Genomic DNA, 17,529 nt, shown 5'->3' with positions numbered 1-17,529 from the left:
TTCCTACCTCCTAAAAGCTTCTTATCTTATCGTTATCCTCATCACTTGTTTTCTCAATCTGCTGAATCACAACGTGATAGCCAGCAGTATCATTTACCCTGACAAAGACCCGCTCTCCGGCCTTATGTCCCAGTATGGCTCTCCCGATTGGCGATTCTGTGCTGATTTTTCCATCCAGAGAATTTCCCCGTATGGAAGTCACCAGCTTAAAAGTCTCCGTCTCATCATCATCTTCAAAGTACAGCTTCACCGTATTGTTCAGCCCCACTTCGTCCTCCCCGGAATTATCCCTGACAATCTCTGAAGTTTTCAGCAGACGTTCCAGATACCGGATTCTGCTTTCGTTGCGGTTTTTATCCTTTTTGGCGGCATGGTACTCGAAATTTTCACTCAGGTCCCCGTGGGCCCGGGCTTCTTTCACCGCCTCCAGTGCCTCTTTCCGAACGACAAGTTTCCGGTGTTCGATTTCCTCCTGGATCTTTTTTACATCCTGCTCAGTCAGTTGATTTTTCATTCTTCGTCTCCACTTTTTGTCTGCGTCAATGTTGCTTTCACCATAACAGGGTTATGGTCAGAATACGTAAAGCCCCGCTCCAGAGTCTTCACCCCTTCCAGCTTTACGTTCGGTGAGAGTATAAAACCGTCGATCACGTAATACTGTGTATTTTCAGATTTCGGATCGTAAGGTTCGTTCAGGAGACGCGAGGTCGGAACTGACGTATCATTAACAAAGTTCCACCCCTCACCCAGCGCCGAAGTATCGATGCGTCCTGGTTTAAAATACTTATCGTTGTTCAATGGATATTCCGTTTCTCCGGCACCATCAAACGTCTGATTAAAATCGCCTCCCGCAATACAGTAATTTCCTTTTTCATACTCGCTTTGCAGAAAATCAAACAGCACTTTCGTCTGAGCTTCTTTTCCCGTTCCGTCGTCATACGCCTCCAGGTGCAGATTCACCAGTACCAGCTCTTTGTCCGAATCTTCCAGCCGAACCCGCTCCACCAGCAGACAGCGTTTCAGCTGCGCCACGCGCACGGGCCACTTAAATGAGGTGGGAAGTGAGATCCGTGTGCTTTCCTCACCCCCGTAACTGTTTAATGTTGTGAGCCCGCCCTCGACTTTCCCAATTGTGGGGACAGGATACGGTACATACCGGCACCTGAAGTTCGCCGCATATGTCATTGCATATCCCGGATTTGCCTCCATCAGGTAATTTGCCTCATCCAGATAGTAAGAACGCCTGGAATCCCGGTCAACCTCCTGCAGAAAGACAACATCTGCTTTTATATCGTAAATCGTGTCAGCGATCCCCTGCATGTTGTCAAGTACAACCTTTCGTGATTCAACATTTACGGTCTTTCCGCCGTCCATAAAAAAATCATGCGCTTTATCCAGCGCACCATATCCGATGTTAAAAGTCAGCACCCCCAGGCTGTCTCCTTCTTTGATCGTCTTTGTCCCCATTCCGCTCTGTTTTACCCGCTCCTGATCGTCCGGCTTATATTCTGTAACCGTGAGATACGTGGCAAGTGCTGCAAAACCCAGCACAAAGACTCCAAGTACCGCTGCCGCGGTGATCCATATCTTTTTTTTCATAAACACCTCTGTCAATTTGTATGGCACCCTTTTGCTGCTTTTTTTATTATAACGCATCATAAGGATTTTTGAAAGTTATTTCCTGTGCCCTCCTGTTATGATATACTGAGTGCATGAAACATACACATTATCGGGAGAAGAATTATTATGAAATCAAACCGGAAAACATACCCGAAGCAGTCCAACTGGCATTACTATCTGTTTCTGCCCGCCGGCGCAGTCTGTTTTGTAATACTCACCATCCTATATTTTGGTTCCCGGCTTTCTATCGTGGAGTGGAACAAGTCGGATATTCAGACCTATGATACCGGCTGGTCCATGGAAAACGGCAGCAGGCTTACTCTTCCTGCCAAAGCCAGCTCGCATTCCGGCAGTGAAGTCACCATCGTAAATACGCTGCCGCAGGTCTCTGACGACACCTGGCTGGTTTTTGAAAATTCCTATCAGGCGGTGGAGGTTTTCATTGACGGAACACGTGTGTTTGAATACGGCATGGAACAGGCACCCCTTTTTGGCCATCTTCTTGGGAATTGTCCGTGCAGAGTCGCATTACATTCATCTGACACCGAAAAAACGATTAAAATACATTTCATCAACATTTACGGAAATTCCGGCATCAACATCAGTACAATGCGTCTGGGAACCGATGAAGCACTTATCGTCTCCACACTTCGTCAAAACCTGGGATTGATCATATGTCTGGGCATTCTTGTTGTCATGGCCGCTGTCCTGTTCTTAAGCAGCATGATCTCCCGCTTTAGAGAACGCAATCCTTACTATACGCTGTTTCTTTATCTGGGCCTGTTTACATCCTCCTGTGCGGTATGGCTCCTGACAGATTCATCACTGCCGGAACTCTTTGCCGGTAACGTGGTGTTTATCTGCCTGCTGTCATTCTACAGTTTCATGCTGATTCCTGTATTCATGCTGCTTTTTATCTCCGAGCTCTGCCATAACAGGGACTCAAGCGGAAAGATACTGTGCTGCCTTATGCTGCTCAATATGATCGTTCAGTCCGTCTTTTATGTCTGCGACATCGCTGATTTCCCTCAGATGCTGATCGTCACCCATCTGTTTTTGGGTATCTCCTGTATCTGGCTGCTGTGTTTCCTGATCCGGGATTTGAAAAATAATCACTCTTATTATGCGAAGATTATTCTCTGTGCCATCACTGTCCTGATCGCCGCAGCTCTGATCGAAGTGCTGAGTTTCTATTTTAATTATTTTAAGAACAGCCGCAGATTCTTCCGCGGGGGGCTGTTAATCTTTATTGGTACCCTGATCTTTCTCTCCTGGAAGAAATACATGGAGCTTCTGCAGGAAAACATGAAAGTACAGACTTATCAAAAGCTTGCCATGACCGATTCACTTACAAATATCGGAAGCCACGCTGCTTACCTTGATAAGCTGGAACTGCTGAAGCAGAGTCCCCAACATACGGGCAAGGTTTTACTGATCATGATGGATGTGAATTTCCTGAAGGAGACAAATGATCAGCACGGACACAATGCGGGGGACCTCCTGCTGAAAGGCGCCGCCAAATGCATCCGGCAGGCTTTCGCAGACAGCGGCAGCTGCTTCAGAGTGGGCGGCGATGAGTTTATCGTGATCCTGGAAGAGCCTGGCTGCAGTCCTGAAAACTACAGCAGAAAACTTGACATTGCGCTCGAAGAACACAATGCGGGCAATCCGTTTCCGGTATCTCTGGCACGGGGATATGCCTATATCGACAGGAGTCAGGGGGATATCACACAGAACATTCAGGATGCTGTCCGCAGAGCCGACCTGGATATGTACGAGAATAAACGAAAGTACCACAGAACCTGACGCCAGGGAATGTCGGCGTTTTTATGCAAAGCAGGAACACCGGTCCGAAATATTTTTGAAACCGGTGTTCCTGTTTTGATCTTAGATTATTTTATCTTCACAGATTTCTCTGCCGAGTATCCCCCGAATACCTGTTTGCCGTTTACTTTCCTGTACGCGCGCATCCGGTAGTATACGGTCTGGCCTTTCTTCAGCCCTTTGTCCGTGTAGGATGTCGTGCTGCCGTTTCCAATATGTGCAGCATACTGCCACGCACCGTTCTTGGATGTCTTATAGTACAGGCTGTAGCCGGTGGCTCCCGGTATCTTGTCCCAGGTCACCTTTGCCTGTCCGGTTCCGGCAGTCACTTTAGAGATCTTCACGATCCACGGTACCGGCCGCACACTCCTGACCTCAGAATCAGCGCCAAAGTATTTCGTGCCATTGACCGTCCTGTATGCCCGCACCACATAGTAGTAATCCCTTCCGGATGTCAGCCCCGACTGTACATAGGACGTGGTATTTCCATTTTTGATCTCTGTGACATATTTCCATGTCCCTTTTGCAGTTATCTTATAATACAGACGGTATCCTGTGGCTCCGCTTACCTTGTCCCAGGTGATCTTTGCCTTGTTGTACCCCCAGGACTGTGCATTTGTGATCTTTGCCCTCGCCGGCAGAACTTTCCCTGTCACGTTCGTGACATAATCACTGTAAACCGTACTTCCCCATTTTCCGCTGACCGCCTTTACCGCATAATAATATGTGTTTCCGGTCACCGCCGTCTTATCCGTATAGGTCAGTCCTTTCACCGTGGCTATCTTCTGGAATGTCTTTCCTGCCGCCTTGCGGTAAACCTCATAACTATCGGCATTTTCATATGAGTTCCAGCTGACTTTGAGGTTGTTGATTCCGAGGGACTGTGTCTTTACGGACGGCTTTCCAGATACAAATGCATTCTGCTCCGCTTTCAAAGACTGAACCGCCGCCTCCGCATCTGTCAGTACCCCGTAATTGTCTACCAGTTCCTTTGCCTGCGGAGATAACCGTTCGTAAGCATCGCGTGCTTTTAGCACCGCCGCCTCATCCTTTAACGTCACCGTGCCGAGGGATGCGATCATATCTTTTACTGCCTTTGCCTCTTGTTCCAGCTTCTCCTGCTGCTCTTTCTGAAGATCCGCCAGCGCTTTTTCCGCGTCTGCCAACGTCTGGCTATTTGTCACCAGCGCCTGCTCTTCTTCCGTGAGTGCATCATACGCCTCACGCGCCTCTTTGATTGCCGCCTCACTCTCAAGAGTCACGGTGCCGATCGCATCGATCTTTTGGATAACCTCAGCTGCCCTGTCATTCTCATCCGGGATGGCATCCATCAGTTCCCAGTAGTTCGTGATATAGTTGCGCAGTGTCGGATCCTCAAAGCCTGCCACCGCATCGTCATATGTCTGCTTTGCCGCCGCAAGGGCTTCGTAGTAGCCGTCCTCGCCTTCTTTTTCCAGTGCAGCATCGATGGTGTCTTTGACAGACTGAATCTGTGCTTTCTGCTCATCGGTAAATTCCGGACGCATGTCGTAGAGGCTGCGCATGCCGTTGAAGTAGCGCCATGCGGCTACCATACCATAGTTCCCCTGGTCAGTCGCCATGTAATTCCAGCCGCCCCCCAGCATGTGCTCGTATCCGCCGCCTGAAAGACTGAAGCTCTGGATACCATCGATGAGTGTGTTGCCATTTTTTATGAAGCGTTCGTCGGTCAGAGGATCGATGCCCAGCGACGTGATTGCCACCAGTACCTGTACCGTAGACTCTACATTGCGATCCCCGTAACAGATGTAATCGCCATACTCCGTCTGGAGCTCTCCCAGGGCATCCAACGCCTCATCCACAACCTGACGCACCGTCACAGTCCGGGACTCACCGGTTTTCACATTGTCATAGGTGTATTCGGTATCATCCCAGTAATAAGGGGACAGTGCCTGGATGATCATCCCCGTCATATCTGGGTCTGACGTCGTCGCCGTCGGTCTGACATCCCATCCCACGTATCTTCCATCCACGCGGAGCTGTTTGCTCAAAATGGAGGTAATCAGATATTCATCGGAATACTGTACACTGTCAGGAATCTCATAGTCCAGCGTATTTTTGGCGAGCAGCGCAAATGCCTCTCCATTGACTCCCTGTTTTCCGGGTTCGATCTTACAGTTGTATGTCCCGTCTGCTACCAGATCGATCGGTTCCCCGTTATAAGTGCCAAAATTTGTCGGATCGCCCCCGAGCGCCGCAATTGCAAGAATCGCCCGCTGCCATTCTGTTGCCTTATCCTTCGACAGGACGCCGTCATTTTCCGCGTACATCTTTTCCATATACGCTTTCATTGCCTCAAGGAAAGCCTCTCTTCCTTCCTCATCCTCATACAGCATCTGCACACTTCCGTCCGGCTGCACATAACCGTACCTTCCCATGCCGAATGCCACCCAGTCCGTGTTGGTAGAACTTACCTGGGAGAGATTTTTTCCAAGAATATTCCCGGACGAATCTTTGTTGGAAGCGATCCCCTGTGTAATCTGAGACGGCATCGCCTCCGTGATCGCGTCGCGAAGCTTGACAACCGTCACCTTGTAGCTTCTTGATACTTTGCCGTTTTTTGAAGTTACCGTATAGATCACAGGATCGGTAAAATCCTGCTCTCGCCCGCTGTCCGGAACTACGGCTGCTCCGTCGGATATTTTAATGTCGGGCGTTACTTTCGTCAGATCTGCTTCATCACCGAGACGCACCAGAATCTCGTTTTCCTCGATGCTGCCCTTTGCATCTCCCACAGAAAACTCATTGATCTGTGCCGTGTTCGTTTTAAACGGCTGTTTCTCGAAATTGCCGAAGAGTTTTACGTCTTCCCGGAATTCCCCATTTAAAAATTCCACATACCCGTATGCGTAGCCCTCTTCATTCGGAACGTCGCTGCCAGTGATATGGATCTTCACAGTGCCTGAAAAATAGTCTGTGCTTTCCAATACCGTGTCTTTTGTATAATTGATCCCATTGATGGTGATACCCGCGAATTTATAATAGAACTCCGGCTGGTTATAATATGTCATCCCCCAGGTAAGGTTTTCTACCGGTTCAACCGGCGCCCGGTTTTCATTCTTCAATTTCCGCAGCACCTGATTGTCCTGTGGCAGCAGGAAAAGCTCAGAACGCGCCCTCCATTTCTCATTAGTCTGATCAACTGTGAATTTGTAATAGCGTTTCCACTGAGCGGTAAAAACCACATCCTCCGGACCCATGGTATAGGTATCGCCCGGCTGGTAGGTATGTTCTCCGTCTGACCAGCCCGCAAAATCATAACCAAGTTCCCCGGAATGTTTGAATGTGTTCTCGGGCAATGCAAACGTATCGCCTTCCGGTCTGGCATCGATCCCCAGTGACTGGGGAGCTGTATCCTCCTCCGCCTTGAACCACACATCCCGCAATGCACTGCTTCTCCACTGTGCTGTGAACACCACACTCTTGTGAGGCATGGTATAGCTGTCCCCCGGCTGATAGATGTTGTCCCCATCTGACCAGCCTAAGAAATCATGGCCTTCAAATGTATAGGGGTTATCCGGAAGTGAGAAGGTATCTCCTTTCACCTGCTGCAGCGCAGGCGGATTCTCTCCGCTTCCCTCTTCCGTCTGAAATGTCACGGAAAACGAAGTATCCTGGATCTCTTCAAACTCCGGGACAACCTGAACAACCGGTTTCCTCCAGTTATGCTCCGAACGCAGTAACCGAGGCAGCACGAATCCATTTTCGGCTTCCGTCACCGCCTGATCCAGTTCACTCGCCAGATCCATATTCCACGACCTGCTTCCAATCGATTTCCACTGTACAAACCGATAGCCTTCGTCGGCAACCGCCCGGATAGACACATGCTCTCCTGTAATCGGGTATTCATTGTCAATCTCGATGCTGCCGCCCGTCACCTGACTCCCCAGCTGGATCTCCGAATCGAAATAGGCAACTACCTTGAATTCCACGTCATTTTCCGGCATCTCGAAAGTAAATCTGCCGCCGTGCAGCGCCACATCGAGCAGCTCAGCTTTTTGCTCTTCAGTCACATCTAACCCATCAGCACGGACTTCAATCACTCTGGCTCGGAGAAGATCTTCTACTCCTTCGTTCAACCGCAACGAATGCATTGCACCCGGCGTCCCCGCGTCTACCCCCTCCTCCATACAAGCCCAAGCGCCTATCGTGCTGGAGCCATAAGATAAGCTGTCGCCTATATCATCCGCCGTGTAACTTACATAAGGCTGACAGTCTATACGATAAGTCTGTAGTTCTTCCTCCGCTGTCATTACTTCCATCTCCGGAAGTTCCGCTGCCCATGCCGGCACCGCCGTTACCAGCATACAGGCCGCCAGCAGCAGGGCTGTGAATCGTTGCTTTCCTCTTCTTTTCTTCACATTAGCTCTCCTTTTAACGCCCAAAAGGGCTGCCGCACAGCCGGATATCCCGGCTGTGCGCAGCCTTTTATGACTATTTTTCTACAATGCTTAGCCCCAAACGGTACTGTAATCTACAATATATTTCCAGTCGATGATCGCATTGTCATTTAATACATAATTTCCTGCGCCGACCATCGGAAGTTCGCCATTTGCCCAGTACATCCAGCCGCTCATGGAACCACAGGTAAACTCGCCTAACGGATAGAGAATGCTGTCTTTTGTTACCTCCATACGGGAGATGTAATTATTTGCCGCCCCGATCGGATTGATCGCCGCATAATATGCTCCAAATGCATTGTCTGTGTCTTGTGTCACGAACTCCAGTGCATCCATGACTGTAGAGCCTGCAGGCATTGAAAATTCCAGATATCCAGTAGCGTCATTCTGCGGAACGCGGATATTCTGTGCAGCCAGTTTGATCGAAGCATCATTGTTTGCCGTTCCGTATGCTTCCGCCTGATCTGTGCGGACAGCAAATTTTACATTTACGTTGCCTGTGATAACGGCACACACACGGTATTCTCTGGTAACATTGCCAACCGTGACCGTCAGAGTCTTGCCCTGGTTCAGATCGACGCCTGTGAATATCCCTGAATCACCAGATTTCGTCTCGCCATTAAAGGTGATTGTGCCGGCGCTGTTTAATTCCACCTCCACATCCACACTGTCCAGATTGGAGGTCGTCGGCAGGATCGCATCGAAGTAATACTTCGTATCCTCCGGATAACCCGACCCTTCCTCCGGTGTCACCGTGTTGAACGAATAGCTCGCCGGTGTGTCAACGTCCACATAAACTGAACTCACCAGGCTGTCCGCCGCGTCCGTAGTGGATGCAAACGCCGTCACCGACGAAAGCATCATGGTCAGTCCCATGACCAGTGTGAGCATCACTGCCCAAAGTTTTTTGCTTTTTCTTTCTCTTTGCATAATTTTGTCCTCCTTTATGCATTGGTTTATTTAGCCTTAACCGCCTTTTCCGCGGAGTATGCTCCATATACTTTGGCGCCGTTCACCGTGCGGTATGCCCGCACCTTATAGTAATACGTCTTGCCGCTTGTCAGTCCTTTGTGTGTGTAGGAAGTCGCGGTGCCCTTACCGGTCTGTGCCACGTAATGCCACGGGCCGTTTTTCGAAAACTTGCGGTACACCTGATAGCCACTGGCACCGTTTACCTGGCTCCAGTTCAGCTTCACCTGCCTGCTTCCCCCTGTTCCATTCATGTTCTTCACCGGTGCCGGAACCGGTTTGGCGCTGATCACCTGCTTCGACATTCCGCCAAAGACGTTTTTCCCATTCACGGTGCGGTATGCACGCACTTTATAGTAGTATGTTGTACCAGACGTCAGCCGGGTGTCCATATAGGAGGTCGTGGATCCGTTTCCGATATGTGCGACATATTTGTAGGCGCCGTTTTGTGACGTGGCGCGGTAGATACAGTATCCGTTTACGTTGTACCCTTTCTCCCAGCTGACCTTCAAAGTCTGGGATCCCCACGGCGTCACCCTGCTCAGCACCGAATAATCCGGCATCGAGCCTTTAACCGTCACCTTACAGGTCGCCTTCTTCTTCCCATCCACAGAGGTGGCCGTTATGGTCGCCGTGCCGTCGTTGACCGCCATCACTTCGCCATCCGTCGCCACACGTGCAACCTTCGCATTGCTGGTGGTCCATATGACCTGCTGATTATCCGCATCCGCCGGCGTCAGGCTGGCAGTCAGGCGCTTCTTATCCCATTTCGTGCTGAAGCTCAGCGACGTTTTATCCAGAGAGATCCCTTCTACCTTCGTGACTTCTTTCGTCAGCGTCACTTCCTGCGGGCTGCCCGCATAGTCCGGCAGTACACCGTCCTGTTCCTGCTCCGAGAACACCAGCACCCTGTATCCGTTTTCTTCAAAGCCTTCCGGCAGCGCGATGGTTCCGCTTCCGGCTGCATGTTCTGACGTATCCGCCACCTTCTCATAGCTTATAATCTCTGCCCCTTCGCTGTCCGTGATAACGGCGGATACCTGCTGGCCTTCACCGACGGTAGCGCCCTCGAAGCTGATGGACGCCGTATTATTTTTGAACGAGGCAGAGAGGATCTCCACCTGCTGACTGTCATCTTTAAATGTCAGCTCCCATGCGCCCTCTTCCTGCGCCGGCTCCGAGAACAGAATCTTCTCTATCTCCAGCTGCACCGCCGGCATAGCACCCCCGTATATCCCGCTTCCCACTCCTATATTTCCATCTGCATAAAGCGACCAATAATGAGCCCTTGTTCCTCGCGAGGACCGCAGGGTTGCCTTTCCAAACCCATCTATAATACTTACCCCCAGATACGCCGCATAGTCTGTTGGCAGCACCCTTCTCGAATCCGAAGGTCTAGTCGATGTCTCAAAGCCGTACGGGGTATTCGCCAGATCGCTGCCGGAAGGCGCAAATACTTTCACCCCGCCGACATCCGGCACCAGCTCATATGTCAAGCCCGCCTGATATCCCGCGCCTGACGTGTCAGCCAGCATGCTCAACTCCCGTTCTGTGAACGCGGCGTCGGCAAAGGTGGTGTTCAGCCATTCCTTTAAGTAACTCTCCTCCCAGGTTGCGACCTGGGGCTTTTCCAGATAATAATCGCACATATCCAGGATCTGATCGGACAGCAGATACATGGCATCGCCCTTTTCCTCCGCGTCCAGATTGGCGGAGCTGCCGGTATCCAGCACCTTCCATTTAATCGGCTCCGTCAGGAACTCCCCCGTGTCTTCATCCAGCGTCTGCTGGTACTGCCCCAGGTAAACATAATCACCGTCCCAGGCGGCGGCACCCTCTTCCCCGGGCGTCGGGTTTGCAATCCCGTCCACACCGAACTGCAGGGCACACGCGGATTCCTGTTCATCCGCCAGCACCGGAATTGCCGGGGCTGCGGCTCCGCCCACCATAACGGCGGTCAAAACTCCCGTCATCGTCCGGTAGAAGGCCCTCGGGCTCCTCCGCCCGTATTGTTCTGTCGTCTGCTGTAAGTTCTTTTTCATGTCGTCCTCCTTCTCTTTCATCCTCCGTCTATCGAGAATGTTTTATATATCTATTATATCGGAGCAGTGCCCCGCTATAGCCGATATCCGTCAAAGCCCTGCCAACAAAAAAGGAGCCCGGCACAGGCTCCAGTTAAAAAGTGCAGTTTCAGACCCAAATATCAACTTATGTTTATGTAAACCATACGCCATTTATTGATCTTGACATTCTGCCGTGTATTGTTGATATGCGGGGAGGGAAACTTCCCCTTAAGAAACAACAAATCTCCCCTTCCGGGGAGATGGCCTGCACTTCTTTATACTCTATTCGCCATGCTTACGAATATCTTTTTCACAGATCGCGTTGTTGTATACTGACTCAGGTTCGTCCTACTAAGGCGCCTTCCCGGAGTTTTCACTCCAGTGGCAGATTTGCCCGTTCGTCCCCCACACAGTAGAGATAGGCTGTTCCGGATTCTCACCGGATTCCAGTTAAACAGGCGCAAGCACCTGACCGTGATCTTTATATATTTTTATGTTCTTAAAGCTAACATTTTTACGAGATGTCTGTTTCATTGATCTACCAGAACTATATCACACAGAAACTCTCATTGTACATAACATAATTCTCATTTATGTTTTTAGTTTTGGTAAATTTTTCCAATCTTTCGCTTGAACTAACCATACCACTATCCGTTACAAAATTCAATCAAAAACTTTGCATATAACAAACCGGAATACTTTATATTCCGGTCATTTCAAATTATTGTCGCAGTCTATACAAAAATTATCCTCCTACTTGATATCTGTGTTTAAATCCTGTATGATGGTTCAAAAAACAGGCAAGGATACAGGTGTATGGAAATAAATGATAAGGGTGTTATGGAGCCTTCCTATATGGACTTTACGATTCCATCCGATTTTGCGCGCAGTGCATTGTACTGTATTTCGCAATTCGGGCATTTTTACTGTACGCCGGAATATTCGGTGCAGCGGGAAAGCCTCGATCTGTATCTTCTGGTGTATGTGGTAAACGGCTCCATGAGCATTGAGACACGCGGCCGCAAATATGCTGCATTTCAGGATCAGATCGTGCTCCTGGACTGCCATGTTCCGCATAAGTACTGCTGCAGGAATTCCCTTGATTTTCTATGGTTCCATTTTCATGGAAACAGCAGCCGTCAATATACAGAGTACCTAAGCAGCCAGTACGGAATCATCTTTACAGGCGAACATATCCCTTATCTGAAACAAGAATTTGAAACCCTGTTATCCGGCGCTCAGTCTGCCATTGCCGACGAGCACCTGATCTCACTCCATGTCACCCGGATCTTAAGCAGGCTTGCGGTACCGGAGACTCCTGCAATGCGTGCAAATCATCCGCTCAGCCCCGCCCTTCAATATATCAGCAGCCATTTTCATGAGGAAGTGGACCTGAACCGCATGGCGGATCTGTGCAGCTTCAGCGCCTCTCACCTGATACGTATTTTTAAAAAATACACCGGCTCCACTCCCCACGAATATCTGCTCTCTTACCGCCTGCGCCAGTCCAAGCAGCTTTTGCTCACCTCTCCCCGGTCTGTGGAACAGATCGCCGAGGTATGCGGCTTTAACAGCGCTTCCCATTTTGCAAGGGCTTTTAAGAAGCAGGAGGGAATGACGCCTTCAGATTTTAGAAAGGTGCAGTTTTAAAAAACAGCAGCCCCGAAAGTCTTAATCGCCTTCCGGGGCCGCCATTCAGTACCCCAGCCCTCTGTCTATCACACTGCCATCGACCGCATTCAATGTAAGAAAGGACCGGGTGGCAGCCGGATGATCTTCGGTAATTCCAGTATCCTTACTCTCTCCATGATATCCGATAAAATCCCATACCGGCAGATAATAATACAGATTATCCGAGCCTGTATTGGCAACCCGCATCATGGAAAGCGTCACTTCACATATTGTAACTTCCCTGTGTTTCTCATCAACAGGAGCCTCTGCTTCTGCCTGCGGCGGTAAGATCATACGCGCAATCTCGATGATCTCCTCATAAGTTTTGACCGCCACGTCATCATTGACCGTCTCAAGCATCTCAGGCGGACATTCCCATTTAAAACCAACCACTCCTTTATCGTTGACCATCACCTGGATCTTTTCCTGTCTCCAGGGTTCTTGATCCTCCCCGCTGTCACCCCCAAATGCCTTCGTTCCCACAAAGTCGCCGACGGGAACGCACGGCACGCCGCCAATCAGCCGGCTCAGTGTAAATACATAGGTCTCCTGCCCATCTGCCGTTGTACTCCCGGCCGCCACAATTTCACATTCCGATATGCCGCAGTCTGAAGCAGTCTGAAGCGCCGCGCGTTCCGCCTCTTCCCTCGGCATGGCAATGTCCAGTTGTTCTGTATCCTGCAGCGGCCGGGTAAAGGAAAAGTCATGCCCCGCCACATCGTATTCCATTGCGGCACCAATAACATTCTCACGATTCTCACCATCATTGTAAGCATAGAATTCCATCGGAGGGGTCTGGCCATCTCTGATACTGACCGATTCACCGCCCGAGCCATTACCCTTCATCTCAATTTCCGTGATCACGGATTCGCCCTCTGACACGATCTCGTAATCTGCCTCCAGCTGCGCGATCATATCCTCGAGCCAGATGATTTCCTCCTCAGGATCTTCCACCGGTGCAGGCTGCGGGCCCTCCCCTCCGTTTTCCTGGGGATACCCGCCATTTTCTTTCAGATATTCAAGATTTTCTTTCTGTTTTGAAATTTCAGATTCCAGCCAGTCTTTGTCGCTCAATGAGTTGTCATAAAGTTTGGCATCCCCGTAAAACAGGCCGACCGCATGTTTCACCTCATCCGAAGTAAAATAATGCGGCACACACGACACCACCGATAATTGCTGCTGATCCGGCAGATTGATCTCGGCATCCACATGAATGCGGACCGCCCCGTCTTTTGTCTCCAATTCTTCCTGCCATCTCCTGTCGGCAGGCTTTGATTCCCCGGGAGTATTTACTTTCACAAGTTCCTTCTCCAACGCTTTGTTGCCTGTATTAGCGACTGTCTCCTTCACCGACACAGGCTGACACGCATAGAGAGACAGGACGGTGACAAGTGATAATACACCTGAAATGATTCGTTTCATAAAACCGGCTCCTTTCCAACTGTTTTATTTACCGTTAACCGTTATCAGTAACACCAGTCTTATTGTAATCTCTCCCTGGTTTTCATGTATTCAGCAGCATATGATCAAAATGTTATTTATGAAAAATGATTCTGACGGCAGTGCCCGCACCCTCGCAGCTTTCTATCATCAGGCGCGCCTCATGCTTCTCAAGTATCAGCTCACACAGCGCAAGCCCAAGACCACTTCCGCCAACCGATTGGCTGTATGATTGATCTACCATGTAAAAGGGCTGTGTAACTTTTTTGATTTCCGCTTTCGGAATCCCTTTCCCGTCGTCCTGAACCAGAATACCAGCCGAATCGGCTTTGATGGAAATATGTCCGGCACCCGCTTTGCAGGCGTTGTCAAACAGATTAATAAGCACACTTGCTATCATATCAAGATCCATAGGAAAGAATACCTTTTCTTCCTCCGCGAACGTCAGCATGATGTCCGCCTTTTGTGCCGCCGCCGTCAATGTTTCTCTTACGGCGTCGTAAAGTTTTGACACGGGCTGTCTTTCAATCGCAGGGGGTTCACCATCCTGCAGTGTGATGAGCCGCATCATCTTCTGCGACAGACGCTCGATGCGGCGGCACTCACGGTTGATATAGGCGACAGCATCCCTCATTTGTCCGGGGGATAGGCTTACCTTCATCAGGGTTTCAGAATAACCGATGACAGCGGTCATCGGTGTCTTCAACTCGTGCGTCAACGCCGCCAGCAGCAGTTTTCGCTGCTCTGCCGTGCCCTCCAGTGAATTAATATGAAGTGATATCGCATCCGCCATCTTATTGAAGCTGTTCCCAAGCTCAGCGATCTCATCTTTCCCCCGAATTTGAATTCGGTTATCATACTGACCGTCTGCGAGCGCGGTGGCATTCTTTTCAAGAGCGCCAAGCGGGCGCATGGTACATCGAACCAGGACAGCTATTGTCAGTCCGCATATGAGTATCGTGCCCGCCGCTATCAACACAAACCAGCCCCCCAGCCTGACGATCCCATCGTATACATCAGTAATATCTCTCACGAGATAAATCTCATGTTCGTAGCTGAGACTGTTTCCCAGTGTGCCGCTGTAATGCCCCACCGTGAGATACCGGCGTCCGTCAAATTTTGCAATTGCACTGGGCCAGAGATACGATGCATCCGGTGAGGCGGGGTTGTCATATCCTTCCTCAAAGCTCTTTTTTAAGTCAGGCAGAGAAGGTCTGGGATCGATCGGACAATCGTTGTACATAACCGCCTCCCCATTGCTCAGAATATAGTGTGCACCGCTGACCGAAACACTTGTGTATTTCCGGAACACATAGAGAGCCAGGCTGTTCTTTGCTGTTTCTGACATGTTGTCATCGCTGACTGCGACATCCATTTCCGCATAAAAGGAATTGGACAGCATCTTCAGTTCGGCAATCCCGCTGTTTACGGCGCCATTGATATGATTTCCCGCTGTTGTGATAAGCAGGATAATACAGCAGAGAACGATGCCGATGGCGGTTATAACGATCGAGAACAGAGTCAGTTTATTTGTAATTTTCATCGGCGTTCTTCCAACCGGTAGCCAACCTTCGGCACGCTCTGAATATTAAGCCCTGTTTTCCTGCGGAGCTGAGCAATATGTACATCCACGGTGCGCGTCTCCCCCATGAAATCCATCCCCCACACTTCTGCGAGTATCCTCTCACGGGACAGCGCCACATTTTTATTTTTTGCGAGCAGGACCAGAAAATCAAATTCGCGCGGTTTCAGATTAATCGTGCGGCCATTTTGTTTCACCATATGTTCATCGGTCAAAATCTCCAGATCATCCACAGTGATTGTTGTATCCACATTTCCGCAGCGTTTCAATACCTTTTCTATACGCACGAGGAGTTCCAGGACTTCAAACGGCTTGACGATGTAGTCTTCCGCACCGCCCTTCAATCCCCGGACCTTGGATTCAATATCATTTTTGGCAGTGAGGTATATGACAGGAATATTTCTGCTGTCCAGCGGTCGCATAAGTTCGAAACCGTCAATCCCAGGGAGCATGATATCAACGAGGGCAAGGTCGAAATGCTCTCCGCTCTCAATTATCTCAAGCGCAGCATTTCCCTCAAAGACTGGCTTTGTCTCATATCCCACCACGGAAAGGTTTATACATATCAGATTTGAAATGGATTCACTGTCTTCTATTACAAGTATCTTCGCCATATCTATATACCTCCGGTGCTTTGTCTGCAGTTATATTCCATTATACCGCATCTGATATTACCAATGCTACATTGATATGTAAGTAACATGTAAACACTCCGGTGACTTTCCCACTTATCAATGCTATCATGCAATAAATGATGATGATTCCGCGGAGATGCCGGGATGGTCAATCCATATTTCTGATATAGGTATTTAGTGGATTCAGTAAAAATGTGGCAGGGGGAAAGTGATCACTGGTAACGAACCCAAACGGTCCGTTCAGGGTATCCACGATCCGGCTGACGACAAGGGAGCATATCATCTCCTCGTTATGAATATCGGCGTTCGATACCCTGATGTCCGGGTCACCGTGTATCATCCAGTCATTCGTATCCTCCTCACCGGTCTCATAAACCTTTCCGATACTTTCTGTTTCCAGACGGATACCTTCTTCTGTCTCAGCGATCGCCTTTGCCGACATTCCCAGTGTCTCTCCTTTTTTGATTACTCTGCCCATCGTAGAGGAACAGACATCTTTCCCGGCAAGAATCGGCAGGTTGATCTGCCGGTGAGATCTGATCGTCAGCCCAAGTTTTGCACAGAGCCAGCAGTTTGCATTCCACATCGGAATCGCCGTAAACTCACCGCTGTTGATCAAACGCCGCTGCTCCTCATCGGTTACCTGATTGCGGAATCCAATCTCCTGATAAAACGCCTCTTCCGTCAACCCAACCCCGTGGTGCCTTGCCAGTGCGATTCCATAGTCGTCCACATTGTAGGATGCCTGACCGGTGATCGCGGTGATCCGGTGCGCTGCCCCACATGCAGCTGCGATCATACTGCAGTATGCCAGGTCCGGAAACCCTGAGCTCGAGACCGTGCAGGCATGTGCCTTCGCAGCCAGATCAATTTCCTTCGTGATTGCAGGTGATGAAGTCCATGGATACAGCGCCTCGTCACAGGTCGTCACAACGCTGACACCGTATTTCACACAGGTCAGTATGGTATCCTTCACATCCCTCATCAGACTCTTCGTAGCCACTATGGCGCAGTCAGGCCGAAGCTGCTTTATACGCTCCTCCAGCCGGCTGATCGTCTCGATTCTCAGTTCTTCATCACATTCCGGAATGAAATTTCCTGTTTTCAGCGGATCCGTGTCAAACACGCCGATCACATCCGCCCCGGACTCAATCATATAGGAAACAATCCGGCGGCCCATTTTTCCATAACCAATCTGTATGATTCTTACTTTTCGATTCATTGTATTCTCCTTATCCTGTATGCAGAGGTCAACGTGACAAAGGGCTGCTGCCTGATGCAACAAC

11 protein-coding genes and 1 riboswitch are annotated in these 17,529 nt (G+C 49.8%); of the genes, 2 read left to right on the top strand and 9 right to left on the bottom strand.

The window, feature by feature from the left end:
* Window positions 1–10 precede the first annotated feature (10 nt).
* Window positions 11–514, bottom strand: a complete 504-nt coding sequence (greA, locus tag MCG98_RS05050; RefSeq protein WP_240300710.1) for a transcription elongation factor GreA — start codon at window positions 512–514, stop codon at window positions 11–13.
* Window positions 511–1,599 (bottom strand): endonuclease/exonuclease/phosphatase family protein, encoded by a 1,089-nt coding sequence (locus MCG98_RS05045; protein WP_240300709.1) that lies wholly within the window; start codon window positions 1,597–1,599, stop codon window positions 511–513. Before MCG98_RS05045 ends, greA begins: the two co-directional genes overlap by 4 nt.
* Before the next feature lie 147 nt (window positions 1,600–1,746).
* On the opposite strand from MCG98_RS05045, the gene MCG98_RS05040 reads away from it, so the two are divergent.
* Window positions 1,747–3,426 carry a GGDEF domain-containing protein gene (locus MCG98_RS05040; RefSeq protein WP_240300708.1) on the top strand — a complete coding sequence of 560 codons (1,680 nt, stop codon included), beginning with the start codon at window positions 1,747–1,749 and terminating at the stop codon, window positions 3,424–3,426.
* A gap of 86 nt (window positions 3,427–3,512) precedes the next feature.
* On the opposite strand, the gene MCG98_RS05035 is transcribed toward MCG98_RS05040, so the two are convergent.
* The 3 genes from MCG98_RS05035 to MCG98_RS05025 all read right to left on the bottom strand — a co-directional run bounded on the left by MCG98_RS05035 (window position 3,513) and on the right by MCG98_RS05025 (window position 10,894).
* Entirely contained in the window at window positions 3,513–7,844 is a 4,332-nt protein-coding gene (locus tag MCG98_RS05035; RefSeq protein ID WP_240300707.1) for a hypothetical protein, read from the bottom strand.
* 90 nt (window positions 7,845–7,934) lie between these two features.
* Entirely contained in the window at window positions 7,935–8,813 is an 879-nt protein-coding gene (locus MCG98_RS05030; protein WP_240300706.1) for a DUF4430 domain-containing protein, read from the bottom strand.
* A gap of 26 nt (window positions 8,814–8,839) precedes the next feature.
* A complete protein-coding gene (locus MCG98_RS05025; protein WP_240300705.1) occupies window positions 8,840–10,894 on the bottom strand; it encodes an Ig-like domain-containing protein in 2,055 nt (684 codons plus the stop codon).
* A gap of 323 nt (window positions 10,895–11,217) precedes the next feature.
* A riboswitch (cobalamin riboswitch) is annotated at window positions 11,218–11,408 on the bottom strand.
* Window positions 11,409–11,731: 323 nt separating this feature from the next.
* Here MCG98_RS05025 and MCG98_RS05020 point away from each other — a divergent pair.
* The gene (locus MCG98_RS05020) at window positions 11,732–12,565 is read left to right on the top strand and encodes an AraC family transcriptional regulator (protein ID WP_240300704.1); all 834 of its coding nucleotides are present in this window, start codon (window positions 11,732–11,734) and stop codon (window positions 12,563–12,565) included.
* A 45-nt stretch (window positions 12,566–12,610) separates the two neighbouring features.
* Here the strand turns inward: MCG98_RS05020 and MCG98_RS05015 are convergent, their stop codons facing one another.
* The 4 genes from MCG98_RS05015 to MCG98_RS05000 form a co-directional block, all read right to left on the bottom strand.
* Complete coding sequence (locus MCG98_RS05015; protein WP_240300703.1) at window positions 12,611–14,008, bottom strand: DUF6034 family protein; 1,398 nt, start codon at window positions 14,006–14,008, stop codon at window positions 12,611–12,613.
* 112 nt (window positions 14,009–14,120) lie between these two features.
* A complete protein-coding gene (locus MCG98_RS05010) occupies window positions 14,121–15,569 on the bottom strand; it encodes a HAMP domain-containing sensor histidine kinase (RefSeq protein ID WP_240300702.1) in 1,449 nt (482 codons plus the stop codon).
* Window positions 15,566–16,222 (bottom strand): response regulator transcription factor, encoded by a 657-nt coding sequence (locus MCG98_RS05005; protein WP_240300701.1) that lies wholly within the window; start codon window positions 16,220–16,222, stop codon window positions 15,566–15,568. Before MCG98_RS05005 ends, MCG98_RS05010 begins: the two co-directional genes overlap by 4 nt.
* A gap of 169 nt (window positions 16,223–16,391) precedes the next feature.
* Window positions 16,392–17,465, bottom strand: a complete 1,074-nt coding sequence (locus tag MCG98_RS05000) for a Gfo/Idh/MocA family oxidoreductase (protein ID WP_240300700.1) — start codon at window positions 17,463–17,465, stop codon at window positions 16,392–16,394.
* Window positions 17,466–17,529: the final 64 nt, after the last annotated feature.

Source organism: Ruminococcus sp. OA3 (assembly GCF_022440845.1).
Classification (GTDB): domain Bacteria; phylum Bacillota; class Clostridia; order Lachnospirales; family Lachnospiraceae; genus Ruminococcus_G.
The sequence above is the reverse complement of the archived record's forward strand: the minus strand, read 5'-3'. Positions and strand labels throughout refer to the sequence as shown.

Excerpts from the sequence above, each read along its gene's own strand:
- MCG98_RS05000 (WP_240300700.1), bottom strand. The coding sequence starts at position 17,465 with ATGAATCGAAAAGTAAGAATCATACAGATTGGTTATGGAAAAATGGGC.
- MCG98_RS05015 (WP_240300703.1), bottom strand. The coding sequence starts at position 14,008 with ATGAAACGAATCATTTCAGGTGTATTATCACTTGTCACCGTCCTGTCT.
- MCG98_RS05025 (WP_240300705.1), bottom strand. The coding sequence starts at position 10,894 with ATGAAAAAGAACTTACAGCAGACGACAGAACAATACGGGCGGAGGAGC.
- MCG98_RS05020 (WP_240300704.1), top strand. The coding sequence starts at position 11,732 with ATGGAAATAAATGATAAGGGTGTTATGGAGCCTTCCTATATGGACTTT.
- MCG98_RS05030 (WP_240300706.1), bottom strand. The coding sequence starts at position 8,813 with ATGCAAAGAGAAAGAAAAAGCAAAAAACTTTGGGCAGTGATGCTCACA.
- MCG98_RS05045 (WP_240300709.1), bottom strand. The coding sequence starts at position 1,599 with ATGAAAAAAAAGATATGGATCACCGCGGCAGCGGTACTTGGAGTCTTT.
- MCG98_RS05010 (WP_240300702.1), bottom strand. The coding sequence starts at position 15,569 with ATGAAAATTACAAATAAACTGACTCTGTTCTCGATCGTTATAACCGCC.
- greA (WP_240300710.1), bottom strand. The coding sequence starts at position 514 with ATGAAAAATCAACTGACTGAGCAGGATGTAAAAAAGATCCAGGAGGAA.
- MCG98_RS05005 (WP_240300701.1), bottom strand. The coding sequence starts at position 16,222 with ATGGCGAAGATACTTGTAATAGAAGACAGTGAATCCATTTCAAATCTG.
- MCG98_RS05040 (WP_240300708.1), top strand. The coding sequence starts at position 1,747 with ATGAAATCAAACCGGAAAACATACCCGAAGCAGTCCAACTGGCATTAC.